This is a genomic window from Bacillus sp. 0102A (assembly GCF_036765155.1).
Taxonomy (GTDB): Bacteria; Bacillota; Bacilli; order Bacillales; family Bacillaceae; genus Bacillus; species Bacillus subtilis_G.
Map to the genome: position 1 here is coordinate 364,782 of NZ_JBAIZW010000003.1, position 25,623 is coordinate 390,404.

Genomic DNA, 25,623 nt, shown 5'->3' on the forward strand with positions numbered 1-25,623 from the left:
AAGTCAGGGGGGAGTAAGATGAGTGTTAGTGAATCACATGATATTCAGCTTGTCATTATAACCGGAATGTCGGGAGCGGGAAAAACTGTCGCCATTCAAAGCTTTGAAGATCTCGGCTATTTCTGCGTCGATAATCTTCCGCCTTCATTACTTCCGAAATTTTTAGAGCTGATGAAGGAATCAAATTCGAAAATGAGCAAGGTTGCGCTCGTGATGGATTTGCGCGGACGTGAATTTTTTGACCGGATGATTGAAGCGCTGGATGAAATGGCGGAAAATCCGTGGATTACACCGCGAATTTTATTCTTGGACGCGAAGGATTCCATTCTCGTCACGAGATATAAAGAAACGAGACGTTCACATCCGCTGGCATCGACTGGCCTTCCGCTTGAAGGCATCGGGCTGGAACGTGAGCTGCTTGAGGAATTAAAAGGCCGTTCTCAAATGATTTATGATACGTCAGACATGAAGCCGCGTGATTTGCGTGAAAAAATCGTAAATCACTTTGCGTCAAACCAAGGAGAAACATTTACTGTGAATGTCATGTCATTTGGTTTTAAATACGGTATCCCGATTGACGCAGACCTCGTCTTTGATGTCAGATTTTTGCCGAATCCTTATTATATCGAAAGCATGCGGCCGCTGACTGGCAAGGATGAAGAGGTTTCCTCTTACGTCATGAAGTGGAATGAAACGCAGAAGTTCAATGAAAAATTGATCGATCTGCTGAGCTTTATGCTTCCATCTTACAAAAGAGAAGGAAAAAGCCAGGTCGTCATTGCGATCGGCTGCACAGGGGGCCAGCACCGCTCTGTGACACTTGCCGAACATTTAGCTGATTATTTCAAGAAGGATTACTATACTCATGTTACTCACCGGGACATTGAAAAGAGAAGCCGGAAATAAGATGGGACAAAAACCGAAAATCGCAATCTTTGGCGGGGGTACGGGTCTTTCTGTATTGCTTCGAGGCTTAAAGCATAAACCTGTTGACATTACGGCCATTGTGACAGTTGCCGATGATGGGGGGAGCTCTGGCCGTCTGCGTAATGAACTGAAAATTCCGCCTCCCGGAGACATCAGAAATGTGCTTGCCGCTTTATCCGATGTGGAGCCGCTTGTTGAAGATCTCTTTCAGCACCGCTTCAATAAGGGGAATGACTTAACAGGCCATTCTCTCGGGAATTTGATTTTGGCAGCGATGACAAATATAACCGGTGATTTTTTTCACGCTGTCACAGAAATGAGCAAGGTGCTGAATGTAAGAGGAAAAGTTTTGCCGGCTGCCAATGCCAGTGTCGTTCTGCATGCTGAGATGGAAGACGGCCGCGTGGTTTCAGGCGAGTCCACGATTCCGGCTTACGGACAGCGCATTAAGCGTGTTTTTCTCACGCCTGAACATATTGACCCGCTGCCGGAAACGATAGACGTAATCAGGGAAGCGGATTTGATTATCATCGGCCCGGGAAGCCTCTATACAAGCATTCTTCCCAATTTGCTCGTCCCAAAAATCGGGGAAGAAGTGATAAAGGCGCAGGCGAAAAAGGTATACATTTGCAACGTGATGACTCAGCCCGGCGAAACGCTCCATTACACCGCTGCTGATCACGTGAAAGCGCTCAATCAGCATATGGGCTGCGGTTTTATTGATACGATATTAGTGAACAGCGAAGACATTCCTGACGAAATCAAACGTAAGTACGAAATGGAATCGGCGCGCCCTGTTGATTTTGATATCGAAGAGCTGAAAGCGATGGAGCTGGAAGTCATCAGAGATCAAATCGTAACGTATAAAAATGACGTAATTCGTCACGATACACATAAAGTGGCCTCTCTTCTTGTCGATTTACTGAAAGAATGAAGCCTTGAAATGAGGTGGCTATATGTCATTTGCATCGGAAACAAAAAAAGAATTAACGAATCTGGAAGTGAAAGACTGCTGCATTAACGCAGAGCTGTCTGCTCTTATCCGGATGAATGGAGCATTATCATTTACAAACCGCCATCTCGTACTTGATGTTCAAACCGAAAATGCGGCGATTGCCCGCCGCATCTATACATTGCTGAAAAAACAATATGATGTGTCGGTCGAGCTTCTGGTCAGAAAGAAAATGCGGCTGAAAAAGAATAACGTCTATATTGTGCGTTTTTCCGAAAATGCAAAAGCGATTTTAGAGGATTTAAAAATACTTGAGAAGAATTTTGTGTTTGAACGAAGTATTTCGGAAGAGCTGGTCAAAAAGAGATGCTGCAAACGCTCTTATATGAGAGGGGCATTTTTGGCGGGAGGTTCGGTCAATAACCCGGAAACCTCCTCGTATCATTTAGAAATCTTCTCTCTTTATAAGGAGCATAACGATTCATTATGCGACCTGTTAAATGAGTTTCAGTTAAACAGCAAAACGCTCGAACGTAAAAAAGGCTATATCACCTATTTAAAAGAGGCTGAAAAGATTACCGAATTTCTGAATGTCATTGGCGCCCACAATTCTCTTCTGCGATTTGAGGATGTCAGAATCGTCAGGGATATGAGAAATTCGGTCAATCGCCTCGTTAATTGTGAAACAGCCAACTTAAACAAAACGATCGGCGCTTCGCTCAGACAGGTGGAAAATATTAAATACATCGATGAACGGATCGGCCTGGATGCACTTCCTGAAAAACTTCGGGAAATCGCGCAGCTGCGGGTTGATTATCAGGAAGTGACGCTGAAAGAACTAGGGGAAATGGTAACAAGTGGAAAAATAAGCAAATCAGGGATCAATCACAGGCTGAGAAAACTTGATGAAATCGCGGAACAGCTGCGGACAGGGCAAACCGTCACTTTAAAATAACCGTAAAGAAAAGGGGAGATCTTATGGTTCAACAGAAAGTGGAAGTTCGATTAAAGACAGGACTGCAGGCGCGTCCTGCTGCTTTGTTTGTGCAAGAAGCAAACCGGTTTACGTCAGATGTGTTTCTTGAGAAGGATGGGAAAAAAGTAAACGCGAAAAGCATCATGGGACTGATGAGCCTTGCGGTAAGCACAGGCACTGAGGTGACCTTGATTGCCCAGGGAGAAGACGAACAAGAGGCGCTGGAAAAGCTGGCTGCTTATGTTCAAGAAGAAGTTTAGGTGATAAAGATGAGTGACTTTCTAAATGACTGCTTTCAGAAAATCGGCTGGGAGAAAGACCATGTCAGCTTCGGCGATCTCCCCCTTTTTCTCGAAGCAATGGCATACCGTTTTCCATTTGAAAATCGTGCCGTACTCGCAAATGAGGTTTATAAGGTAACAAAAGAAGAGCTGTGGCTCCGTCTGGTCAAAGAACAGCGCGGCGGTCTGTGCTACGATTTAAATGGTTTCCTTTATTTTGTCCTGCGGGAGGCCGGGTTTCAAGTGAAGCTCATTCGGGGGACGGTTTATGCAGGGCATCAAGAAGAGTGGGCGTTAGACGGAACGCATGCCGCTGTATTGCTGTCTGCGGAAAAAGGTGATTATATCTTAGATATCGGCTTCGGCATCAACCTGGCGCTCCAGCCGATACCGCTTTCCGGAGAAACGGCACAATCACCTGTCGGGTCATTCCGAATCAAAGAAGAAGAGACAGAAAAGGGCAGTCATGTTCTGTTGATGGACAAAGGCGAAGGCTGGCAAATCGGTTACGCCTTTACCCTCGATGAGAGCGATGCCGGTGATTTAGATGGAATGAAGGACATGATTCACACTCATGAAAAGTCTCCTTTTAACAAATCACTGCTCGCTTCAAAGCTGACACCGAACGGACGGATGGTCATGTCTGACCGCCATTTGACGATTCAGGAAAACGGCGGAGAGAGCCAAAAAAGTGATATTGTCTCTTCAGAGTTTGAAGAGAAATTAAATACTCATTTTTTATAACGTGAAAAGCTTGCAGACATACTGCAAGCTTTTTCTTATGAGCAAGTATAGATTGCTGCATCAAATGCATCTTCTGGGATAGACAGTTTTTCTTTTTCATATTTATAAGGAATTTAATTCTCATTAAAGCACTTTTTGTTGTATTCAGTTAGTGTATCCCCAATTTCTATGTATTCCCCGGTATAGTTGGGCTGACATGCTGAAAGAATTGACGTAATGGTGACAAAGAGCATGATTTTCTTCATAATGACACCTACTTATCAAGAAGTTTTTTCCTTTTTTTATTCTACCATAACGAATAGAAAAAGACCGATTTACGATCCCGTCACATGCTATAATAATTTTGGAATCTTCTAGAAAAATCTTCGTCCAGAATATAAGGGGGGATAAACGTGTATCGGATTTTGCTTGTGGAAGATGATGAACGCATTGCTTCTTTGCTGGGCGGTCATCTTCAAAAATACGGATATGAAGTGAAAATTGCTGAACAGCTGAATGATATAAAATATGAATTTATAGACATGAAGCCGGATCTTGTGCTGCTTGATATTAATCTTCCTTTTTTTGACGGGTTTTATTGGTGCAGGCAAATCCGTACCATTTCCAATGCGCCGATTATCTTTATATCGGCACGAACCGATGAGATGAATCAGGTGATGGCGATTGAAAATGGCGGCGATGATTATATCACGAAACCATTCCATTTAGAGGTAGTGGTGGCCAAAATCAAAAGCGTCCTGCGCCGCACATATGGTGAATACTCGCCCTCTTTGTCACAGGAATCAAGAATAATGGAGCTGGGCGGGCTCACGATTTATCCGGATCAGAATGAGGCGGAGTGGAACAGCACCCGCATCTTGTTTTCACAAAAAGAATTTCAGCTCTTATCTATTTTCGTGAAAAAGCATAAAAAAATTGTCTCTCGTGATGAATTATTGGAGGCTTTATGGGATGACGTTGATTTTGTCGATGATAATACGTTAACGGTCAATGTCAATCGGCTGCGGAGAAAACTGGAGAATGCAGGACTGAAAGATTGCATTTCAACGATAAGGGGACAAGGCTATCAATTTCAAGTCAATCGGAAGGATGAACCGGAGTGTTAAAGACGTATCTCATCGACCGCTTAGCCATTATTTTATTTTCATTATTAGGGATAGGGGCCGCCATGTTGATTGCGTATTTAAGCATCATAGAGAGCGGCGCGGAACCTCCCGCAGAAAATATGATGTACATATGGGTTTTGCCCGGTGCTCTATTAGCTGCCGGTTTTACTGTAGATTACGTTCGGCAATTTTCCTTTCTGACTTATGTCAAAAAACTTGCAGAACAAGCGCCTTCTTCGAATGACATTGGCCAGTCTTTGAAAGCCCGAAAGCCAAGAACACGAGAGCAGGCGCTTTGGACAAAAATGATCAACGCACTCGGGCAGCAATACGAAGGCAGGCTCTTACAATATATGAATCAGCAAAAACAGCATTATACTTTCACCAATCAGTGGGTCCACCATATGAAAACACCGGTTTCTGTTATTTCCTTAATGATTCAAGAAGGAAAAAACGGAGCCTCTTCTTCTTTTCCGACGTTTTTAGAGGAGCTTGAGGATGAAAATGAGAGATTTCGCCACGGTCTTGATATGATGCTGCAAACAGCCCGACTGGAGGAATTTGCATTTGATGTAAAGCCGCAAACCTTTGATGTGGCCGAGCTGGTCCGTTCACTTATTAATCAGGAAAAACGGCAGTTTATCAAACGGCGCCTTTTTCCAACATTACATGTTCCGCCAAACGCCGTTCAGATTTCCAGTGATCAAAAATGGCTTTCCTTTGTCGTCGAGCAAATCCTTTTCAATGCCTTGAAATACTCAAAGCAAGGGGTGGGAGACCATATTACAATCCGGATAGAAACGCAGGGGCGTGAGACGCGTTTGTCGGTTGCTGATGAAGGCATCGGCATACCGCCGCAGGATCTGCCGCGGATTTTTGACGCGTTTTTTACCGGGGAAAACGGAAGAAGCATGAAAGAGGCAACGGGAATGGGTCTTTATTTAGCAAAACAGGTATGCAGCCGGCTTGGCCACCGGCTGTATGCGGAATCAAAAGAAGGGGCTGGCACGGTGATGACCATCGTGTTTTCAAGTGACACCCTAATGAATGTGACAGCATTGTAAGGTAGGAGCGTGGAATTGCAAGAAAGTTCGATGGGAGGCTGCTGACTTCCTTTTTATAATAAAGAAAAAGGAGGAGCAGAACATGAACGTGTTACAAACAACGAACCTGTCGAAAACGTACTATTCAAATAAAGGAACGATATCATATCAAGCGCTCAGCGACTTTGACCTCAGTGTGGCAAAAGGAGAATTTGTCGGAATTATGGGGCCATCGGGAAGCGGAAAAACCACGCTTCTGAATTTGCTGGCCACCATTGATAAGCCGACTCAGGGTGAGATGATGATTAACGGCATTCAGCCGAAAGCGTTAAAGGATCAGGAGCTGGCTCTGTTTCGCAGAAGAGAACTCGGCTTCGTCTTTCAGGATTTTAATCTGCTTGATACGCTGACGGTTCGGGAAAATATTCTGCTGCCGCTCGCACTGGATAAGGTAAAGCTGAGAGAAATGGAAGCCCGTCTGGATGAATTGGCCAATGCATTGCAAATCAAGCATATTCTCGATCACCGGACATACGAGGTGTCGGGCGGGCAGCAGCAGCGGGCCGCTTGCGCCAGAGCTATTATTCACAATCCGGCGCTCATTCTAGCTGATGAACCGACAGGAAATCTTGATTCAAAATCGGCAAAGCAAGTGATGAACACGCTGGCTCAGCTGAATGAAGAAAAAGAAGCGACGATATTATTGGTCACGCATGATGCGACAGCGGCGAGCTTCTGTAAAAGGATTGTTTTTATTAAGGATGGCCGTTTCTTTTCAGAGATTCACAGAGGGACAAATCAACAGGTGTTTTATCAAAGTATATTGGATACCTTGAGTGTGTTGGGAGGCGATTTTCATGAATTTGAGAACCATCGCCCGTAAAAACATTCTTGGGAATCTGCAACGGTATGTCGCCTACTTTTTAAGCTGTGTGTTTGCCGTTTCCGTGTTTTTTGTCTTCACATCTTTCATTTTTCATCCGGATGTCAATGAAGACAATATATATGGCGGAAGCCTTGTCAAAACGTGCTTAAGCGCAGCCCTTGTCGTCATCATTGTGTTTTGTCTATTTTTTATCTCATATTCGAATTCGGCGTTTTTGCAGGCGAGAAAGAAAGAGTTTGGGCTGCTGACACTTTTCGGAACATCAAAACAGCAGCTCCGCAAGATGATTTATTATGAGCAGTCTCTGATCTCTCTTGCGGCGATTGCGGCAGGTATTGGAGCAGGGCTGTTATTTTCAAAGCTGTTTTTTATGATCATGACATGGATGCTCAGCGTGAAGGTGCCGATTTCGTTTGTCATTGTGCCGAAAGCGTTTGTGCTGACGGCTGCGGGCTTTCTCATCCTGTTTCAGACGCTGCTCATTTTATCGCTGGGGCGGATTCGCAAGCTGGAAATCATTGAGTTGATGAAATCGGCTCAAAAGCCGAAAAGCTTGCCGGCCTATTCGAAATGGCTCACTGTGCTGTCTTTGCTGTGTCTGGCTGGCGGTTATTATCTGTCTGCCACAGCGAATGCGATTGATATGGTATTTCGTGTCTTTCCGATTCTGATTTTAGTGTTAATTGGCACGTATTTCTTTTTTACCCAAAGCAGTGTGGCGTTTTTCCGGATGCTGTACAGAAAGAAACACAGCTTCTATAAAGGCACCAATATCATTGTGCGTTCCAACATGATCTTCCGGCTGAAGGACCACGCCAGCATGCTGTTTTTAACCTCTATCATTACAGCGGTTATACTCACAGCGACAGGTGTCATCTATATGTTTTATGCCGATTTACAAAGGCAGGAGGAGCAAAGCATTCCTCAGTCTGTTGCATGGGTGGAAAAAGACGCTTCCCGTTTTCAGGTGATGGAGCCTGCGAGAGCGGAGAGCACACTGAGAAAAGCAGATGCTGAGATTAAGTATAAGGTAAATGCCACAGGGATTCCTGTCACTTTTCAATCAGACCTGCCGTATGGAAACAAGAAAACGGAAGCGGAAGCCTTGTTGATTTCAGAGAAAATCTATAATCAAGTCGCAAAGGAAAAAGGTTACCCTGTTATTCATTTACAAGAAAATGAAGCGTTTATCAATGTTCCTTTTCAGATGATGGTGAAAGATACATTTGGAGAAGGGGAAACAGCAGCATTTCAGATGAAGTCAGGAAAAACACTTTCCTATGTCATGAAAAAGCAGCAAAACAAAGGGATATTGATGTCAGTCGGAGGAGTCAGCCGTTTATTGGTCGTCAGCGAAAAAAGCTTTGACAGCCTGACACGGGATGTGCCGCTGAAGGAACAGATGAGAGTGGTAGGTTACGAGCTTGAGCATTGGCAGGAGACGGTGGATGTCTCTGAAAAACTTGAAAACATGGTGCCGAAAGAACATACATCTGATTTTCAAACACGTGCTCCAAGTTATCAGGTTGTAAAGCAGGCCGTGGCATTAACGCTGTTTATAGGAATGTTTGTCAGCGTGCTGTTTTTTATCGTGCAAGGAAGCATGCTGTATTTGCGAATGTTTACGGAAATAGAGGATACGAAATTGCAGGTGTTAGCGTTAAAGAGGATAGGGATTACGGACAAAGAAATTCACTCCATCCTTGGAAAACAAATTGGATTTTTATTCTTCATCCCGTTTATCGCGGGTACCATTCATGCAGGCTTTGCGTATGCAGCGTTAAGCAATATGCTGCATTCAAACTTATTTCTGAAGGCTGTACTGGTCATCTTCATTTATTTTGTGTTTCAGGCAGTATACTATCTTGTCACCCGCTACATCTATAAGCGTGCTGTTCTGCAACATATCACATTTTAACATCCGGTCTGTTTCAGACCGGATGTTTTCTATTATTGAAATTCTCTTGTGAGATTTTTCGGCGTTTGTCCTTGGATGGCTGCGATCATGTTTTCGGCAGCCTGTTTGCACATGTTGAAGCGCACTTTTGCTGTTGCTGAACCGATGTGCGGGAGCAGTGTCACGTTATCCAGCTGTAAGAGCGGGTTATCCTGTGTGACAGGTTCTTTTTCGTATACATCTAAGCCAGCTCCTTTGATCCAGCCTTCTTGCAGGGCGCGAATCAGCGCTTTTTCATCAACTGTCTTTCCCCGGGAAATATTGACGAAAATTGCTGAATCCTTCATCATCTTAAATTCGCGTTCCCCTATCATGTGATACGTTTCATCAGTCAGCGGCGTAATGAGCAGAATAAAGTCAGATTGTTTGAGCAATGTATCGAGCTCAGCGTACTCGACGCCGATGCTGTTTTCAGTTTCTTGTTTGCGATGGCGGTTATGATAAAGCACTTCCATATCGAAACCGAATTTGGCGCGTCTTGCGGCTTGTTCGCCAATTCTGCCCATGCCGATAATGCCTAACGTTTGATGATGAGCGTCAATGCCGAAAAGCGCTTCTTCTTCAACGGTTCCCCATTTTCCGGCTCTGACGAAACGGTCCAGTTCGGCAACACGTCTGGCGGAAGATAGAATGAGAGAAAAGGCCAGATCCGCGACCGTATCATCCAGTGTATAAGGCGTATGAGTGCCGGCGACTCCACTTTCTTTCATCGCTTCTATATCGAAGTTATCATAGCCTACGGATTGGTTGCTGACCACTTTGAGCTTTGGCGCATGTTCAAGCAGTTCACGATTGATGGACGGTCCGGACGTTCCTGTAGTTAAAAGCCCTTCCGCATCTTTTAATTTCTCAAATAGCACATCACTCGGAAGCGTATCTTCCTGCCATATTTCATAACGGCAATGTTCATCGATGAATGATTCAATCTCTTCAGGAATCGGTTTTGTGATGAATACAAATGGTTTCAACAAGGCTCCCCCTTTATGGCTGTTGTCTTTTTTATTATATCGGAAATAAATAGATGTTAAAAATATAGCTATGTTCATTTTGAATTCTGGTTCTTTTGAACTTAAAATGGATATAGAAATCGGATGAACAGCTAAATTGTCTTAAATAAGTTTTTTAATTATCTGAATTCACCTATATTTTTTGTCAGACAAATCATCCATATCGAGTTGAAGCCAGATTATAGGGATCAATAAATATAAATTTTATTATCTTTGAAAGATATAAATGTTTCTGTTTTTATTCTACAGTTCAATTATAGTGTCTTTTTGTGAAAGTCTTTTCGAGGCGTATTCCTATGCTATAATTCCTTACTGTAAGCTGGGTAAGAAGGCTTGCGAAATCATATGGATGGGAGATGAATCAAATGGTTTCTTTAACATCAATTATGGAACACAATCAGCGGTTTGTCAGAGAGAAGAAGTACGAACCGTACAAAACGACAAAATTTCCTTCAAAAAAGCTCGTCATTGTCACCTGTATGGATACAAGGCTCACCGAACTTCTTCCGCAAGCAATGGGGCTTAAAAACGGCGATGCTAAAATTGTTAAAAACGCGGGAGCCATCGTTTCCCACCCATTTGGAAGCGTGATGCGCAGCATACTGGTCGCGATTTATGAATTGCAGGCTGAAGAGGTGTGCATTGTCGGCCACCATGAATGTGGGATGTCGGGACTGAATGCGTCCTCGATTCTCGAGAAAGCAAAGGAACGCGGAGTGGAAGAAAGCTGCCTGAACTTGCTTGCTAGCGCCGGACTTGATTTGAAAACATGGCTGACTGGTTTTCACAGCGTAGAAGAAAGCGTTTCCCATAGTGTGAATTTGATCAAGCATCATCCGCTGCTGCCGAAAAAGGTGCCGGTTCACGGACTTGTCATTCACCCTGAAACAGGAAAACTTGATGTCGTCATTAACGGTTATGAAACTGAGCTCATAAACACTCAATCATAAGGGAGGTTATAGCAAAATATGCGATTCTCAGGGAGATTCAAGTCCTATAATTTACAGAAATTTCAGAAAGACTTGATTGCAGGTATCGTAGTAGGTGTAGTGGCAATTCCTTTAGGGATGGCGTTTGCCATTGCTTCGGGAGTTCAGCCTGAATACGGGCTGTACACTGTTGTTGTGGCGGGGATTTGTATTTCTTTGTTTGGGGGCTCCAAATATCAAATTGGCGGTCCGACAGGCGCCTTTGTCCCGATTCTATTTGGCATTGTGATGCAGTACGGCTTTGAGAACCTGTTGATTGCAGGGTTTATGGCAGGAGTAATGCTGGTGCTGTTCGGGCTGTTTAAGCTCGGAAAGATCATGAAATTCGTGCCGAAACCTGTTATCGTCGGTTTTACAGCCGGGATTGCCGTGCTGATCTTTACAGAGCAAATCGCTAATTTTCTTGGTTTGAGTAATATTGAGAAACATGAGAATTTTCATCACAACATGTTTGAAATTGCACAGAATCTCGGCACCTTCAACGTGTATGCCATTTTGACAGCGGTGATCGGGCTCGTCATTTTGCTTGTATCCGCCAAGGTGATGCCTAAAGTACCTGGCGCTTTATTGGCGCTTCTTATTTCGACATTGGTCGCGGTTGTCTTTTTCCCTGACCGCATGGCAACGATCGGGTCAACATATGGAGAAATTCCCCGCCATTTGCCTGAATTTCAGTTTCCTGAGCTTACATTCGATAAAATGGTCATGCTGTTTCCGGCAGCCCTTGTCATCGCGCTTCTTGGCGGCCTTGAGTCGATATTGTCCGCGATGGTCGCTGATAATATGAAGGGCTCAAAGCATGACAGCAACAAGGAGCTTGTCGGCCAGGGAATTGCGAATATGGCTGCGCCGCTGTTCGGCGGAATCCCGGCAACAGGAGCGATCGCCAGAACGGCGACCAATATTAAAAACGGAGCGGTGTCGCCTGTTTCAGGCGTTGTTCACGGTGTAGTCGTTCTTCTTGTCCTGCTCGTATTCGCGCCTTATGCATCCCATGTGCCGCTTGCCAGTATGGCGCCGATTCTCATGGTTGTCGCATGGAATATGAGTGAGCGCAAGGAAGTCGCAAACATGCTGAGACTGAAAACCGCTGATTCCTTTATTTTGGCAGCGACCTTTGCGCTAACCGTTCTGTTTGACTTAATCGTCGGTGTGGGAGTTGGCTTGCTGCTCGCATTTGTGTTCTTCATCAGAAGAATGAGCGAAGCAACCCGCATCCACAATCAGGAATCGCATCCTTTTTTGGCGAAGACAACAAAGAGAGAAGACCTATCTGTCAGCATGTATGCCATAGAAGGACCGCTGTTTTTCGGGTCAATTGATTCGCTTGAATCTTCACTGCTAGAGCATGTACAGAAAAAGCCAAAGATCCTTATTCTGCTCATGAATAAGGTGCACTACATGGATACGTCGGCCGAAGCAGTGCTAGGGAACATTATGAACCGAATTAAACGCCACAACGGAAAGCTGATGATTGTAGGACTGCAATCGCAGCCGAAGGAACTGCTGCATAAAACAGGCCTATTTCACAAAATAGGGAAACAGCATTTCTTTGATCACCACGATGAAATCAGAGGTTAAAAAAAGCGGCCGTTACGGCCGCTTTTTTATGCATGCTCAAATCGTTTTGTCAGTTTTTCTTGGTGTGCCTTCATCACCTCTTCTAAGGATACACCGTACATGTCAGCAAGAATGGCGATATTTCCGATGACATCTCCCATTTCCTCAATCAATTCTTGTTTTTGCTCAGCTCGTGACGATTCTTTCTCATCCGGCCGGTCTCTGCCGATTTCATATGCTCTGACAGCCCGGGCCAGCTCTCCTGCTTCCTCCATTAAAAAGCTCACTCGAATAAACGGTCCGTACTCTGTCCAGCCTCTTTTTTCGTAAAAATCTTTCATCCATTTCTCTGCATCAGTCAGCTGCAACATGATCACTCCTGCATTCTTTATGTATTTCATATTGATATTATCACATGAAGGTGGGACAATATATAGTGTGTTTTTTGAACGTTTGATACGATATACAGATGCGGAGATGACAAAATGAAAACAATTTGTGTATTTGCGGGCTCAAACCCGGGGGGAAATGAAGCGTATAAAAGAAAAGCGGAAGAGCTAGGCGCGTACATGGCTGAGCAGGGAATCGGCCTTGTCTATGGGGGCTCACGCGTAGGGTTGATGGGCGCGATTGCTGACGCGATAATGGAAAACGGCGGAACTGCGATCGGAGTCATGCCGAGCGGTTTGTTCAGCGGGGAGGTCGTCCATCAAAACCTGACTGAGCTGATTGAAGTAAACGGCATGCATGAACGAAAAGCTAAAATGAGCGAGCTGGCGGACGGCTTTATCGCCATGCCGGGCGGCTTCGGTACATATGAAGAATTATTTGAAGTGCTTTGCTGGGCGCAGATCGGCATTCACCAAAAGCCGATCGGACTGTACAATGTGAATGGATATTTTGAACCGATGATGAAAATGATCAAATACAGCATTCAGGAAGGGTTTTCTAACGACTCGCACCTTAAACTGATCCACAGCTCTTCACGGCCGGATGAGTTAATTGAGCAAATGCAGAACTACTCGTATCCGATTTTAGAGAAAAAGTGGACGGAAATTTAAAAAAAGAGCCTTCAAGTGAGCCACCTGCCGTATTTGTTCTGAGTCCGGCCGTGCATCCACGGCCTTGATCCTCTATTCTATGGGAGTATTTCATGTGGAAAATGAACTAAAAATCGAGTTTTTTCAACAAAGGAGGTTTCCTGAAGGAAATCTCCTTTTTTCTATTCTTTTTGCTGCTAGTCTATTCAGTTGTAAATAAAGGACTTTTTCACTAGTTTGGATAATATGCACAGGTAAGGAGGGGATGAAAATGGCAACATTGTCAGATGTGGCAAAAAAAGCAAATGTTTCGAAAATGACGGTATCACGAGTGATAAATCATCCTGAGACGGTGACAGATGAATTGAAAAAGCTTGTTCATTCTGCGATGAAAGAGCTGAATTACATCCCTAATTATGCGGCAAGAGCGCTCGTGCAAAACAGAACACAGGTTGTCAAACTGTTGATTCTTGAGGAAATGAATACGACAGAACCATATTACATGAACCTGCTGACCGGAATCAGCCGGGAGCTGGATCGCAATCATTATGCTCTGCAGCTTGTGACAAGAAACTCTCTCAATATTGGCCAATGCGACGGCATTATTGCCACCGGCTTGAGGAAGACCGATTTTGAAGGTGTGATCAAAGCTTTTGAGAAGCCGCTGGTCGTATTTGGACAAAATGAAATGGGCTATGACTTTATCGATGTAAATAACGAGAAAGGCACTTTTATGGCAACCCGCCATGTGATGGGGCTGGGGGAGCGGGAAATTGTCTTTATTGGTATTGATTTAGATGAGCCTTTTGAACGTTCAAGAGAACAGGGATACATTCGGGCAATGAATGAAAGCTTTAGAAAAACGAAAATATTTCGGATCGACAACAGTTCTAAGAAAAGTGAATGCCTTGCAAGAGAAGTGCTGAAATCTCTGGATCATCAGGCCGCGTTTGTCTGCGCATCCGATCGGATCGCGCTCGGCGTCATTCGTGCCGTGCAATCGCTTGGAAAACGAATACCGGAAGACGTCGCGGTAACCGGGAATGACGGTGTTTTTCTTGATCGCATCTCCTCGCCCCGGTTGACTACGGTCAGACAGCCTGTTGTTGAAATGGGGGAAGCCTGTGCGAGAATGTTACTGAAAAAAATGAATGAAGGCGGGGCCGCTCAAGGAAATCTATTTTTTGAACCGGAGTTGATTGTACGGGAATCAACACTGTAAGCGAATTATTCTGTTATCGGTAACAAGGTGAAAAGGATTGTTCCTGATATTTCATCATGATACTTTCAAGCTAAGAGCCGGCCTAATGAAAACGGAATTCAAAGGGGGAGACATGATGGAATATGCAGCGATTCATCATCAGCCGTTCAGTTCTGATGCTTATTCTTATGACGGGCGGACGGTGCATATCAAGATTCGGACAAAAAAAGGTGATGCAGATCACATTCGATTCATTTGGGGTGATCCTTATGAGTACAACGGCGGCAGGTGGTCGGCAAACGAGCAGCCGATGAGGAAAATTGCCGCAACAGACATGCATGATTATTGGTTTGCTGAAGTGGTGCCGCCATTTAGGCGTCTGCAATATGCGTTTGTTGTTACAGACCGACATGAAGACATCTTTTTCGGAAGTTCAGGTGTATGCCCTTATAACGAAAAAACGCTGGAGACGATCCATTATTATTTTAAATTTCCATTTGTTCACGAGGCTGATACATTCGAAGCGCCTCAGTGGGCCAAATCAACGGTTTGGTATCAAATTTTTCCGGAGCGTTTTGCGAATGGAAGAGAAGACTTGTCACCGGAGAATGCATTGCCGTGGGGAAGCAAGGATCCGGACGTCAATGATTTTTTTGGAGGAGATTTGCAGGGGATTATTGACAAGCTTGATTATTTAGAGGATTTAGGGGTGAACGGGATTTATTTAACGCCGATCTTTTCCGCGCCTTCTAATCACAAATACGACACGCTGGATTACTATTCTATTGATCCGCATTTTGGAGATCCGGAGCTTTTTCACACATTGGTCAGCCAGCTTCATCAGCGGGGGATGAGAATGATGCTTGATGCTGTTTTTAACCATATAGGAAGCGCTTCTCCGCAGTGGCAGGATGTCGTGAAAAACGGAGCTCAATCACGCTATAAAGACTGGTTTCATATTCACTCTTTTCCTGTCAAAGAAGACAATTATGATAGGTTTGCGTTTACACCTGATATGCCGAAGCTAAATACGGCTAATCCCGAAGTACAGAGATACTTGCTAGATATTGCATTGTACTGGATTCGCGAATTTAACATTGACGGCTGGCGTTTGGATGTGGCAAATGAAGTGGATCACGTTTTTTGGAAGACATTCAGGCAAGCTGTATCAGCGGAAAAGCCTGATGTTTATATTTTAGGAGAGATTTGGCATTCCGCCGAACCTTGGCTTAGAGGAGATGAATTTCATGCGGTGATGAACTATCCTTTTACAGAGCCTATGATTGAATATTTTGCTGACGGGACGATTCCAGCCTCGCATATGGCCCACCGTGTAAATGCCCATTTGATGAATGGAATGAAGCAGGTCAATGAGGTGATGTTCAATGTACTGGATAGCCATGATACAAAACGCCTTTTGACCAGATGCCGCAATGACGAGAAAAAAGCACGCGCTTTGCTGGCCTTTATGTTTGCCCAGATAGGTTCACCATGCATCTATTACGGAACGGAAATCGGGCTGGACGGCGAAAATGATCCATTATGCCGGAAATGTATGGTTTGGGAAAAAGAGAAGCAGAACCAAGACATGCTGCGATTTATGAAACGGTTAATTGCTTTGCGCAAACAGGAAAATGCTTTATTGACTGAGGGACAACTTGAGTGGAATCTGCTGGATGACCAAAACCATTTTATTCGTTTTTCGCGGACTCTTGAGGAAAAAACACTGATTTATTTCTTTAATCAGGGGGACGCGACACGACATGTCAGTTTGCGAGATTTGAATATTGAAAGGAATAAGAAAATCTACGATGTATGGACAGATCAGCCGCTTCATCATCACGATGTCATTGCCGTTCAGCCGGGAGAATTTTTTATTTTGGGTGCTGCCGTTCCTGTTTAAATTCTGTTATCGGTAACAGGTTAAAATATGTTGTAACCGCTTTCTTAAGAACCATACAATTGTTGTAGATTCATAAATAAAGGGGGAAAAGGGATGATACTTGTTAAAAAGGGGTTCGCCTTATTGGCGGCATCAGTCCTGACATTCGGCCTTGCCGCCTGCTCAAGTTCAAAAGATCCAGCAAGCTCTGACGGCAAAAAGGTACTGACTGTATCTGTTGAAGAAACCTATAAAGATTACATTGAAAGCATAAAAGCAACATTCGAAAAAGAGAATGATGTCACAATAAAAATTGTTGAAAAGCAAATGTTTGAGCAGTTGGAAGCGCTTCCTCTTGATGGCCCGGCGGGGAATGCACCTGATGTGATGCTTGCTGCCTACGACCGGATAGGCGGTTTGGGCCAGCAAGGACATTTGCTTGACATTAAGCCATCTCACACAAAAAGTTTTGGAGATAAAGAGATGCAGCAAGTAACGGTTGACGGCAAGGTGTATGGAATGCCGCTAGTGATTGAAACACTTGTTTTGTATTACAACAAAGATCTTTTACAAACAGCACCAAAAACATTTAAAGATCTTGAAGAATTAACAGAGGATTCCCGATTTGCGTTTGCTTCGGAAAAAGGGAAATCAACCGGATTTTTGGCAAAATGGACTGACTTTTATATGTCGTACGGTTTGTTGGCCGGTTACGGCGGATATGTATTTGGAAAAAACGGCACAGATTCCGGGGACATCGGCCTAAACAATAAAGGGGCTGTAGAAGCAGTGAAATATGCGGAGAAATGGTTTAAAACCTATTGGCCAAAAGGCATGCAGGATAATTCAAGTGCAGACGATTTTATTCAGCAGATGTTTTTAGATGGCAAAGCGGCTGCGATCATCGGCGGACCTTGGTCAGCTGCTAACTATAAAGAGGCTGAATTAAACTACGGAGCGTCTCCTATTCCGACATTGCCAAATGGAGAAGAATATGCCCCTTTTGCCGGCGGGAAGGGATGGGTTGCATCAAAATATACAAAAGAACCCGAACTGGCTGAAAAATGGCTTGAGTATGCTGCAAATGATGCCAATGCTTACGCTTTTTTTGAGAATACAAACGAAGTTCCGGCCAACACAGCTGCGAGAAAGAAAGCGGATGAGCAAAAAAATGAGCTGGCGTCAGCTGTGATTAAACAATATGAAACAGCGACACCGACTCCGAATATTCCGGAAATGGCTGAGGTATGGACAGGAGCGGAAAGTTTGATTTTTGATGCAGCTTCAGGAAAAAAAGCGGCGCAAACGTCAGCGAATGATGCTGTAAACGTCATAAAGGAAAATATCAAAGAAAAATATGTGAAATAAACGGCGGGACAGCTCGGAAGAATAGAGGGCGAAAAAATGAATAAACACCACACACTTGCAGAGCAAAAACGAAAGGCAGGGCTTTTATCAATCATTCCGGGACTTGGGCAGATTGCGAATCAGCAGTTTTTAAAGGGGATCTTGTTTCTTGCCGTTACAGGCTTGTTTGCTTTTGAATTACACGTTTTCGGTATTCAGGCGATCACCGGATTGATTACATTGGGAAGTGTTCCCGGTGTTGACCACTCACTGTTTATGCTGATTGAAGGCACACTGCAATTGATCGTGACGGTGATTTTCCTCATGTTCTATATCTTTACTATTTATGATTCGCGTAAGGTCGCCGCTATGAAAGCAGCGGGTTTGGAAGTCAATACAACGGCCAAGGATATGATCTGTCATGCGGGTGATAAAGGGTTTCCATATTTATTTACACTGCCGGCGTATATCATGATGGTGTTTGTGATTATTTTTCCGGTTTTGGTGACTCTGTTTGTTGCATGTACAAACTATGATTTTTATCATATCCCGCCTAACAGTCTGATTGACTGGGTCGGTTTTAAAAATTTCTTGAATATTTTTTTCCTCGGCTCCTATCGTGAAACATTTGTGAATGTACTTGGCTGGACGATCATCTGGACAATCTGTGCGACAACGCTGCAAATCATTTTGGGGATCGTGACGGCACTTTTCGTTAATCAGGATTTTATAAAAGGCAAGCGGATATTTCGAATGATTTTCTTATTGCCATGGGCTGTTCCGGCTTTTATTACAATCATGAGTTTTTCCAACCTATTTAACGACAGCATAGGGGCGATGAATGCACAAGTGATTCCTTTATTAAATCACCTGCCGTTTGTAGAGCTGCCTGCGATCGCGTGGAAGACTGATCCTTTCTGGACAAAGACAGCCCTCATTATGATTCAGACGTGGCTTGGCTTTCCCTATATTTATGTCATGGTAACGGGAGTGCTTCAGGCGATTCCAGGTGAACTGTATGAAGCGGCAAAGATTGACGGGTCCACTTTTATCCAGCGTTTTCAACATATTACATTGCCGATGATTTTATTTGCGACAGCACCCGTGATGATTACCCAGTATACGTTTAATTTTAATAATTTCTCGATTATCTACTTATTTAATGAGGGAGGACCGGGCAGCGCGGGAGCCGGGGCCGGGTCGACCGATATCTTAATTTCGTGGATTTATAAACTGACAACAGGCACATCACCGCAATATTCCGTTGCGGCGGCTGTTACACTGTTAATTTCTTTCATTGTCATTGGAATTTCCCTGATTGCTTTCAAAAAATCGAATGCTTTTGGCAATGAGGAGGTTATGTAGGTGAACGCGGGAACGGCCAGAATGCTGAATAGAATCTGTACGTATTTATTTTTGACGCTGTTAAGTATAGTCATTATATATCCATTGCTGATTACGGCATCATCCGCTTTCCGTGTGGGAAATGCGGCGGCTTTTCAGCTTGATTTTTCGGGTTCTTGGACTTTAGATCATTTTAGGCGGCTATTTGACGAGACGCTTTACCTTCATTGGTACAGTAATACACTTATCATCGCGTTATCGGTCATGGTATTGCAGGTTACGATAGTGACGCTTGCCGGATATACGTACAGCCGCTATCGATTTGCAGGCCGAAAAAAGAGCCTGGTCTTCTTTCTCATCATTCAAATGGTGCCGACGATGGCAGCGCTTACTGCTTTTTATGTCCTAGCGATGCTGATAGGCGCACTCGATCAGTACTGGTTTTTGACAGCGATCTATATCGGCGGCGGAATTCCGATGAACACGTGGCTGATGAAAGGTTATTTTGATACTGTGCCGAGAGAAATTGATGAAGCGGCGCGAATTGATGGAGCGGGACATCTGAGGATTTTCGCATCAATTGTTCTCCCGCTTGTTAAGCCGATGCTTGCAGTACAAGCGCTTTGGGCGTTCATGGCGCCGTTCGGCGACTATTTGCTGGCGAAGTTTTTGCTCCGCTCACCGGAAAGGCTGACCATCGCTGTAGGATTGCAGTCCTTTATTTCAAATCCGCAGCAGCAAAAAGTCGCCCTGTTTGCAGCCGGAGCTATACTGGCCGCATTGCCGATATGTGTCTTATTCTTTTTTCTCCAAAAGAACTTTGTGTCCGGGCTGACAGCCGGCGGAACAAAGGGGTAATTCGATGAAGAATCTGCAAAAAGAAAGTTTTATGATCCGCTGCCTAAAAGCGGCTGCGTCTCCATCAGGTGTTTGCCGTTACGGGAATACATTCAGCTGGCTGCAGCTCTGTTTTCTCTTTATGTTTTTAACGGCCTGCTTGATGGCGCCGATTACGGTTTCGTTTATGAAAATGGATCGCTTCAGTGTTACATCTTTCATGCCGTCAGCGATTCAAAAGCTTAATAATCAATTTGCTGATCAATTACAAGGTTATCAAATCAGAAACGGAAAACTGACGGGCGGGAAGAGCTCTGATCGAATTGAAGAGGGAGAGAGTTTGCTGGCGATTGATATGAAGCATGAATATCAGGTAAACGGTGAAAATGGGCGATTGAATGTAACTGGATTTGATAACGCCATCGTCTTTCAATCCGATCAACTGGTGATCACCGATCAGAACGGAACGGGGTTTTCTGTTGGCTATGCGAAAATGGATGCTGAGTTTAAGAAACCGAACGTCCATGATATAGAGGCTTTGATCGATACATTGTGGCTGTCACAGTATAAGCCGATGATCATGATGCTGGCATATGCTGTGATTTTTGTGATTCAGCTATTTGTAACGGCTGTTCTTGCGGGGGGCCTCTGGATCACAAAAATATCAAACATGATCTCTATTGCGTCATTCAAGGAAGCGGCATCTGCGGCGGTTTGCGCATCCGCACTGCCGGCATTTGCCGCAGCTGTTATCGGTATGATTCATTTTAACTTGATCACTGTATTGATGATCCATTCGTGCGGCGTTACTTTGATGATCACTTTTGCGTTTAGATATTTGACGAAAACCCGCCGTGATCATGGAAACTTACATTTGGGAGGAAATTATGATAAATCAGCGGTTATTCGAGATTGATGAATGGAAAGTCAAAACAAATACATTTCAAAAGGAACATATACGGCTGCAGGAGAGCCTGACTTCTCTTGCCAACGGCTATATGGGAGTCAGAGGGAATTTTGAAGAAGGTTATTCAGGCGACAGTCACCAAGGCGCATATATTGCAGGCGTGTGGTTCCCTGACAAAACAAGGGTAGGCTGGTGGAAAAACGGGTATCCAGAGTATTTTGGAAAAGTGATCAATGCGATGAATTTTATTGGCATAGACTTATATATTGATGATGAAAAAGTCGATCTTTATCAAAACCCAATTGAGTCATTTGAGTTAGAACTTAATATGAAAGAGGGGATTCTGCGGCGAAGCGCTATTGTCCGCATTCAGGACAAAACCGTCAGAATCAGATCAGAGCGATTTATCAGCCTTGCCGTCAAAGAGCTTTGCGCGATTCATTATGAAGCGGAGTGCCTGACAGAAGATGCTGTCATTACACTTGTTCCTTACCTGGACGGAAATGTCGCAAATGAAGATTCGAACTACCAAGAACAATTTTGGCAGGAAGAAGCGAAAGGGGCTGATTCTCACAGCGGTCATTTAGCAGCAAAAACGATCGAAAATCCGTTTGAAACACCGCGCTTTACCGTTTCAGCCGCAATGGCAAACGTAACAGAGGGTTTTGTCAATGAAAGCTATAAAACAGCTGAAATGTATGTCGAGAACCGCTACAGTTACCAAACGAAGGCTTCTTTGAAAAAGTTTATTATTGTCACGACGTCCCGTGATTTTCGGGAGGCAGAGCTTTTAGCGAAAGCCAAGGAGCTTTTGGCGTGTGTACTTGAGAACGGATATGAAGAAGCAAAACGAAGGCACATTGATCAATGGAAGGAAAGGTGGGCAAAAGCGGACATAGAGATTAAAGGGGATGAGGAACTTCAGCAAGGAATCCGCTACAATATCTTTCAGTTATTCTCGACATATTATGGCGGCGATGCCCGTTTGAATATCGGGCCGAAAGGATTTACTGGTGAAAAATACGGAGGCGCCGCATATTGGGATACGGAGGCGTACGCCGTTCCGATGTATTTGGCGACAGCCGAACCAGAGGTCACGAAAAACCTGCTTTTGTACCGCTATCATCATTTGGAGGCAGCGAAACGGAATGCCGCCAAACTGGGGATGAAAGGGGCACTTTACCCGATGGTGACCTTTACAGGCGATGAATGCCACAATGAATGGGAGATCACCTTTGAAGAAATTCACCGCAATGGCGCGATTTGCTATGCGATCTGCAATTACGTCCAATATACAGGTGACCATGACTATATGAAGGAATACGGGATAGACGTTCTTGTGGAAGTCAGCAGGTTTTGGGCAGACCGCGTTCACTTCTCGAAACGAAAAAACAAGTATATGATCCACGGCGTCACAGGGCCGAATGAATACGAAAACAATGTCAACAACAATTGGTATACAAATGTCATTGCGGCTTGGACGTTGGAATATACATTGGAAAATCTCGAAAGTGTTTCAGCGGAAAAACGCCGCCTGCTTGATGTGCAGGAAGAAGAACTGAACGTCTGGAGAAAAATCATCCAGCACATGTACTATCCGTATAGTGAAGAACTGCAAATTTTCATTCAGCATGACACATTCTTGGACAAAGACCTGCGATCAGCGGATGAATTAGATCCAGCTGAGCGGCCTCTTTATCAGAATTGGTCCTGGGACAAGATTCTCCGCTCCAATTTTATTAAACAGGCAGATGTGCTTCAAGGCATTTATCTGTTCCATGACCGTTTTACAATGGAGGAAAAACGGCGAAACTTCGAATTTTATGAACCGATGACTGTTCATGAATCAAGCCTGTCGCCCTCTGTTCATGCCGTTCTCGCAGCCGAACTTAAGATGGAAAAGAAAGCGCTTGAATTATATAAGCGTACAGCAAGGCTTGATCTTGACAATTATAATCATGACACGGAGGAAGGTCTGCACATCACATCAATGACGGGAAGCTGGCTCGCGATCGTTCAGGGCTTTGCAGGCATGCGCATCGCGAGTGAGACGCTGTCATTTGCCCCGTTTTTGCCGAAAGAATGGGACAGATATTCGTTCAAAATCAATTATCGAAACAGGTTAATCAATATTACGGTTGATGAAATGAGCGCCGTCTTTGAGCTTGTAAAAGGCGAGCCGCTGCACATGAAAGTGTATGAGGAACCAGTTGTCCTAAATGGACGATGTGAAAGGAGCACGCCTGATGAATGAATGGTGGAAAGAAGCTGTCGTTTATCAAATTTACCCGCGCAGTTTTTATGATGCCAATGGAGATGGATTCGGGGATTTGCAAGGTGTGATTCAAAAGCTGGATTACATCAAACATCTCGGGGCGGATGTGATCTGGCTCTCCCCGGTGTTTGATTCCCCACAGGATGACAACGGCTATGATATCAGCGACTACAGAAACATGTACGAAAAATTTGGGACAAATGAAGATATGTTTCAGCTGATTGACGAAGTGCACCAACGCGGAATGAAAATCATCATGGATTTGGTTGTGAACCACACGTCAAATGAGCATGCCTGGTTTGCTGAAAGCCGCAAGTCGAAGGACAATCCATACCGGGATTACTATTTTTGGAAAGATCCGAAACCGGACGGCTCAGAGCCGAATAATTGGGGGTCGATCTTCTCAGGCCCGGCGTGGACAATTGATGAAGGGACAGGACAGTATTATTTGCACTACTTTTCAAAAAAGCAGCCTGATTTAAATTGGGAAAATGAAGCGGTGCGCCGGGAAGTTTATGATGTGATGAGATTTTGGATGGATAAAGGCGTTGACGGCTGGCGGATGGATGTGATCGGCTCTATTTCCAAGTATACCGATTTTCCGAACTACGAAACAGATAACATCCGCAGCTATATCGTCGGCCGTTATCATTCGAATGGCCCCCGCCTTCATGAATTTATTCAGGAGATGAACAAGGAAGTGCTTTCTCATTACGACTGCATGACGGTCGGAGAGGCAAACGGCTCTGATATTGAAGAGGCGAAAAAGTACACGGATGCAAGCAGGCAAGAGCTGAATATGATTTTCACATTTGAACATATGGATATTGATACAGAACAAAACTCGCCAAACGGGAAATGGCAGATCAAGCCGTTTGATTTGATTGCTTTAAAAAAGACGATGACAAGGTGGCAGACCGCGTTAATGAATGTCGGGTGGAACACCTTGTATTTTGAAAACCATGATCAGCCGAGGGTTATTTCCCGCTGGGGCAATGACGGGAAGCTGCGTAAGGAATGTGCAAAAGCATTTGCAACGGTACTCCACGGTATGAAAGGAACACCGTTTATTTACCAGGGAGAAGAAATCGGTATGGTTAACAGCGATATGCCTCTGGAGATGTATGATGATCTTGAAATAAAAAATGCATATCGTGAACTAGTCGTTGAAAACAAAATGATGTCAGAAAAAGAGTTTCTAAAAGCCGTGAGGAAAAAAGGACGGGATCATGCCAGAACACCGATGCAATGGGATGCCGAAAAACATGCGGGATTCACAGCCGGAGACCCTTGGATAGCAGTAAATTCCCGCTATCGAGATATTAATGTGAAGGAGTCCTTGGAAGATCAAGATTCCATTTTCTATTACTATCAGAAGCTCATTCAATTACGAAAGCAATACAAGACCATCATATATGGAGATTATCAGCTGCTGAATGAGAATGATCCGCAAGTCTTTTCTTATCTCCGTGAATACCAAGGGGAAAAGCTTCTCGTCGTTGTGAATTTGTCGGAAGACAAGGCTCTGTTCGAAGCGCCTCCTGAACTGGCCCGTGAGCATTGGAAAGTGCTGATTTCCAACTATCCGCAGGAGCCGGCTGACTTAAAACGCATGTGCCTCGAACCTTATGAAGCTGTGATGGGCATTCGCATATGAAAGCGGCCATTTTTGATTTAGACGGTGTGATAACAGATACCGCTGAATATCATTATCTCGCTTGGAAGCATATCGCAGAACAAATTGATATTCCCTTTAACAGAAGTGTAAATGAAAGCCTAAAAGGAATCAGCAGAGCAGAGTCACTTGAAAGCATGCTTATCATTGGCGGTGCGCAAACAAAGTATACAAATGCGGAGAAACAAGCACTTATGGATCAAAAAAACCAATACTATCAAATGTTGATCAGCAAATTGACGCCGGAAGATCTTTTGCCGGGAATCGGCAGGTTTCTTTGTGAATTAAAAGGTGAAAATATAAAAATCGGGTTAGCGTCTTCAAGCCGTAATGCTCCCGCGATTTTAAAACGTTTGGAGATTATGGATGATTTTCATGCCATTGTTGACCCGACAGCTCTCGCGAAGGGAAAACCCGATCCCGAAATCTTTCTAACAGCCGCAGCGCTGCTCGGCGTTTCCCCTGCTGATTGTGCGGCAATAGAAGACGCTGAAGCAGGGATTTCCGCAATTAAATCTGCCGGGATGTTTGCGGTGGGAGTCGGTCATGAACAGTCAATGCTTGATGCTGATCTGATTGTGAGACAAACCAGTGATTTGACGCTTGAGCTGTTGAACGAAGAATGGGTGCAGTATGGAATAAGGAAGATTAGAGAGTGAATTCATAAATAAAAAAACCTGCAAGAGA

The 25,623-nt window shown here is 44.3% G+C and carries 23 protein-coding genes and 1 pseudogene; 21 read left to right on the forward strand and 3 right to left on the reverse strand.

Features of this window, described 5'->3' with window-relative positions:
* The first annotated feature begins 18 nt into the window (after positions 1–18).
* From rapZ to V6D41_RS10050, 5 genes are read left to right on the forward strand one after another with little or no spacing between them, the layout of a single operon-like run.
* Positions 19–906, forward strand: coding sequence for an RNase adapter RapZ (gene rapZ, locus V6D41_RS10030; RefSeq protein ID WP_087993775.1), 888 nt, complete (start codon positions 19–21; stop codon positions 904–906).
* Between the two features lies 1 nt (position 907).
* Positions 908–1,861 (forward strand): gluconeogenesis morphogenetic factor, encoded by a 954-nt coding sequence (mgfK, locus tag V6D41_RS10035; RefSeq protein WP_289349163.1) that lies wholly within the window; start codon positions 908–910, stop codon positions 1,859–1,861.
* A gap of 22 nt (positions 1,862–1,883) precedes the next feature.
* Positions 1,884–2,834 (forward strand): DNA-binding protein WhiA, encoded by a 951-nt coding sequence (gene whiA / locus V6D41_RS10040; RefSeq protein WP_333518095.1) that lies wholly within the window; start codon positions 1,884–1,886, stop codon positions 2,832–2,834.
* Between the two features lie 23 nt (positions 2,835–2,857).
* A complete protein-coding gene (locus V6D41_RS10045; protein ID WP_003219835.1) occupies positions 2,858–3,115 on the forward strand; it encodes an HPr family phosphocarrier protein in 258 nt (85 codons plus the stop codon).
* On the forward strand, positions 3,116–3,880 hold the full coding sequence (locus tag V6D41_RS10050; RefSeq protein WP_333518096.1) for an arylamine N-acetyltransferase family protein: 765 nt from the start codon (positions 3,116–3,118) through the stop codon (positions 3,878–3,880).
* 35 nt (positions 3,881–3,915) lie between these two features.
* Here V6D41_RS10050 and V6D41_RS10055 read toward each other — a convergent pair.
* Positions 3,916–4,125, reverse strand: a pseudogene (locus tag V6D41_RS10055) (hypothetical protein).
* 147 nt (positions 4,126–4,272) lie between these two features.
* Between V6D41_RS10055 and psdR the strand changes: the two are divergent.
* The 4 genes from psdR (at position 4,273) to V6D41_RS10075 (ending at position 8,833) form a co-directional block, all read left to right on the forward strand.
* On the forward strand, positions 4,273–4,986 hold the full coding sequence (gene psdR / locus V6D41_RS10060) for a two-component system response regulator PsdR (protein ID WP_333518097.1): 714 nt from the start codon (positions 4,273–4,275) through the stop codon (positions 4,984–4,986).
* Positions 4,980–6,050: a two-component sensor histidine kinase PsdS gene (gene psdS, locus V6D41_RS10065; RefSeq protein ID WP_333518098.1), complete on the forward strand. Its 1,071-nt coding sequence runs from the start codon at positions 4,980–4,982 to the stop codon at positions 6,048–6,050. Before psdR ends, psdS begins: the two co-directional genes overlap by 7 nt.
* Before the next feature lie 82 nt (positions 6,051–6,132).
* On the forward strand, positions 6,133–6,912 hold the full coding sequence (psdA, locus tag V6D41_RS10070; RefSeq protein WP_333518099.1) for a lantibiotic ABC transporter ATP-binding protein PsdA: 780 nt from the start codon (positions 6,133–6,135) through the stop codon (positions 6,910–6,912).
* The gene (locus V6D41_RS10075) at positions 6,887–8,833 is read left to right on the forward strand and encodes an ABC transporter permease (RefSeq protein ID WP_333518100.1); all 1,947 of its coding nucleotides are present in this window, start codon (positions 6,887–6,889) and stop codon (positions 8,831–8,833) included. Before psdA ends, V6D41_RS10075 begins: the two co-directional genes overlap by 26 nt.
* Positions 8,834–8,865: 32 nt before the next feature.
* Here the strand turns inward: V6D41_RS10075 and V6D41_RS10080 are convergent, their stop codons facing one another.
* Entirely contained in the window at positions 8,866–9,843 is a 978-nt protein-coding gene (locus V6D41_RS10080; protein ID WP_333518101.1) for a 2-hydroxyacid dehydrogenase, read from the reverse strand.
* A 392-nt stretch (positions 9,844–10,235) separates the two neighbouring features.
* On the opposite strand from V6D41_RS10080, the gene V6D41_RS10085 reads away from it, so the two are divergent.
* A complete protein-coding gene (locus tag V6D41_RS10085; protein ID WP_333518102.1) occupies positions 10,236–10,829 on the forward strand; it encodes a beta-class carbonic anhydrase in 594 nt (197 codons plus the stop codon).
* Between the two features lie 18 nt (positions 10,830–10,847).
* A complete protein-coding gene (locus V6D41_RS10090; RefSeq protein WP_333518103.1) occupies positions 10,848–12,449 on the forward strand; it encodes a SulP family inorganic anion transporter in 1,602 nt (533 codons plus the stop codon).
* A gap of 26 nt (positions 12,450–12,475) precedes the next feature.
* On the opposite strand, the gene V6D41_RS10095 is transcribed toward V6D41_RS10090, so the two are convergent.
* Positions 12,476–12,796 (reverse strand): MazG nucleotide pyrophosphohydrolase domain-containing protein, encoded by a 321-nt coding sequence (locus tag V6D41_RS10095; protein WP_087993786.1) that lies wholly within the window; start codon positions 12,794–12,796, stop codon positions 12,476–12,478.
* Positions 12,797–12,913: 117 nt separating this feature from the next.
* On the opposite strand from V6D41_RS10095, the gene V6D41_RS10100 reads away from it, so the two are divergent.
* The 10 genes from V6D41_RS10100 to pgmB all read left to right on the forward strand — a co-directional run bounded on the left by V6D41_RS10100 (position 12,914) and on the right by pgmB (position 25,595).
* Positions 12,914–13,489 (forward strand): TIGR00730 family Rossman fold protein, encoded by a 576-nt coding sequence (locus tag V6D41_RS10100; RefSeq protein ID WP_333518104.1) that lies wholly within the window; start codon positions 12,914–12,916, stop codon positions 13,487–13,489.
* 250 nt (positions 13,490–13,739) lie between these two features.
* Complete coding sequence (locus tag V6D41_RS10105) at positions 13,740–14,690, forward strand: LacI family DNA-binding transcriptional regulator (RefSeq protein WP_333518105.1); 951 nt, start codon at positions 13,740–13,742, stop codon at positions 14,688–14,690.
* A 112-nt stretch (positions 14,691–14,802) separates the two neighbouring features.
* Positions 14,803–16,572: a glycoside hydrolase family 13 protein gene (locus V6D41_RS10110; protein WP_333518172.1), complete on the forward strand. Its 1,770-nt coding sequence runs from the start codon at positions 14,803–14,805 to the stop codon at positions 16,570–16,572.
* Between the two features lie 93 nt (positions 16,573–16,665).
* Positions 16,666–17,919 carry a maltodextrin ABC transporter substrate-binding protein MdxE gene (gene mdxE / locus V6D41_RS10115; protein WP_333518106.1) on the forward strand — a complete coding sequence of 418 codons (1,254 nt, stop codon included), beginning with the start codon at positions 16,666–16,668 and terminating at the stop codon, positions 17,917–17,919.
* Positions 17,920–17,955: 36 nt separating this feature from the next.
* A complete protein-coding gene (gene mdxF / locus V6D41_RS10120; RefSeq protein WP_333518107.1) occupies positions 17,956–19,263 on the forward strand; it encodes a maltodextrin ABC transporter permease MdxF in 1,308 nt (435 codons plus the stop codon).
* Positions 19,264–20,100: a maltodextrin ABC transporter permease MdxG gene (gene mdxG / locus V6D41_RS10125; protein WP_087993791.1), complete on the forward strand. Its 837-nt coding sequence runs from the start codon at positions 19,264–19,266 to the stop codon at positions 20,098–20,100. It abuts the gene before it with no gap.
* 4 nt (positions 20,101–20,104) lie between these two features.
* Positions 20,105–20,995, forward strand: coding sequence for a DUF1189 domain-containing protein (locus V6D41_RS10130; protein ID WP_333518108.1), 891 nt, complete (start codon positions 20,105–20,107; stop codon positions 20,993–20,995).
* Complete coding sequence (locus V6D41_RS10135; protein WP_333518109.1) at positions 20,967–23,240, forward strand: glycoside hydrolase family 65 protein; 2,274 nt, start codon at positions 20,967–20,969, stop codon at positions 23,238–23,240. The genes V6D41_RS10130 and V6D41_RS10135 overlap by 29 nt, the downstream gene beginning before the upstream one ends.
* Entirely contained in the window at positions 23,233–24,918 is a 1,686-nt protein-coding gene (locus tag V6D41_RS10140; RefSeq protein ID WP_333518110.1) for a glycoside hydrolase family 13 protein, read from the forward strand. The genes V6D41_RS10135 and V6D41_RS10140 overlap by 8 nt, the downstream gene beginning before the upstream one ends.
* Positions 24,915–25,595 carry a beta-phosphoglucomutase gene (gene pgmB, locus V6D41_RS10145; RefSeq protein ID WP_148962702.1) on the forward strand — a complete coding sequence of 227 codons (681 nt, stop codon included), beginning with the start codon at positions 24,915–24,917 and terminating at the stop codon, positions 25,593–25,595. The genes V6D41_RS10140 and pgmB overlap by 4 nt, the downstream gene beginning before the upstream one ends.
* The last annotated feature ends 28 nt before the right edge of the window (positions 25,596–25,623 follow it).

Excerpts from the sequence above, each read along its gene's own strand:
- rapZ (WP_087993775.1), top strand. The coding sequence starts at position 19 with ATGAGTGTTAGTGAATCACATGATATTCAGCTTGTCATTATAACCGGA.
- mgfK (WP_289349163.1), top strand. The coding sequence starts at position 908 with ATGGGACAAAAACCGAAAATCGCAATCTTTGGCGGGGGTACGGGTCTT.
- whiA (WP_333518095.1), top strand. The coding sequence starts at position 1,884 with ATGTCATTTGCATCGGAAACAAAAAAAGAATTAACGAATCTGGAAGTG.
- V6D41_RS10045 (WP_003219835.1), top strand. The coding sequence starts at position 2,858 with ATGGTTCAACAGAAAGTGGAAGTTCGATTAAAGACAGGACTGCAGGCG.
- psdA (WP_333518099.1), top strand. The coding sequence starts at position 6,133 with ATGAACGTGTTACAAACAACGAACCTGTCGAAAACGTACTATTCAAAT.
- V6D41_RS10075 (WP_333518100.1), top strand. The coding sequence starts at position 6,887 with ATGAATTTGAGAACCATCGCCCGTAAAAACATTCTTGGGAATCTGCAA.
- V6D41_RS10085 (WP_333518102.1), top strand. The coding sequence starts at position 10,236 with ATGAATCAAATGGTTTCTTTAACATCAATTATGGAACACAATCAGCGG.
- V6D41_RS10090 (WP_333518103.1), top strand. The coding sequence starts at position 10,848 with ATGCGATTCTCAGGGAGATTCAAGTCCTATAATTTACAGAAATTTCAG.
- V6D41_RS10100 (WP_333518104.1), top strand. The coding sequence starts at position 12,914 with ATGAAAACAATTTGTGTATTTGCGGGCTCAAACCCGGGGGGAAATGAA.
- V6D41_RS10105 (WP_333518105.1), top strand. The coding sequence starts at position 13,740 with ATGGCAACATTGTCAGATGTGGCAAAAAAAGCAAATGTTTCGAAAATG.
- V6D41_RS10110 (WP_333518172.1), top strand. The coding sequence starts at position 14,803 with ATGATGGAATATGCAGCGATTCATCATCAGCCGTTCAGTTCTGATGCT.
- mdxE (WP_333518106.1), top strand. The coding sequence starts at position 16,666 with ATGATACTTGTTAAAAAGGGGTTCGCCTTATTGGCGGCATCAGTCCTG.
- mdxF (WP_333518107.1), top strand. The coding sequence starts at position 17,956 with ATGAATAAACACCACACACTTGCAGAGCAAAAACGAAAGGCAGGGCTT.
- V6D41_RS10130 (WP_333518108.1), top strand. The coding sequence starts at position 20,105 with ATGAAGAATCTGCAAAAAGAAAGTTTTATGATCCGCTGCCTAAAAGCG.
- V6D41_RS10135 (WP_333518109.1), top strand. The coding sequence starts at position 20,967 with ATGATAAATCAGCGGTTATTCGAGATTGATGAATGGAAAGTCAAAACA.
- V6D41_RS10140 (WP_333518110.1), top strand. The coding sequence starts at position 23,233 with ATGAATGAATGGTGGAAAGAAGCTGTCGTTTATCAAATTTACCCGCGC.
- pgmB (WP_148962702.1), top strand. The coding sequence starts at position 24,915 with ATGAAAGCGGCCATTTTTGATTTAGACGGTGTGATAACAGATACCGCT.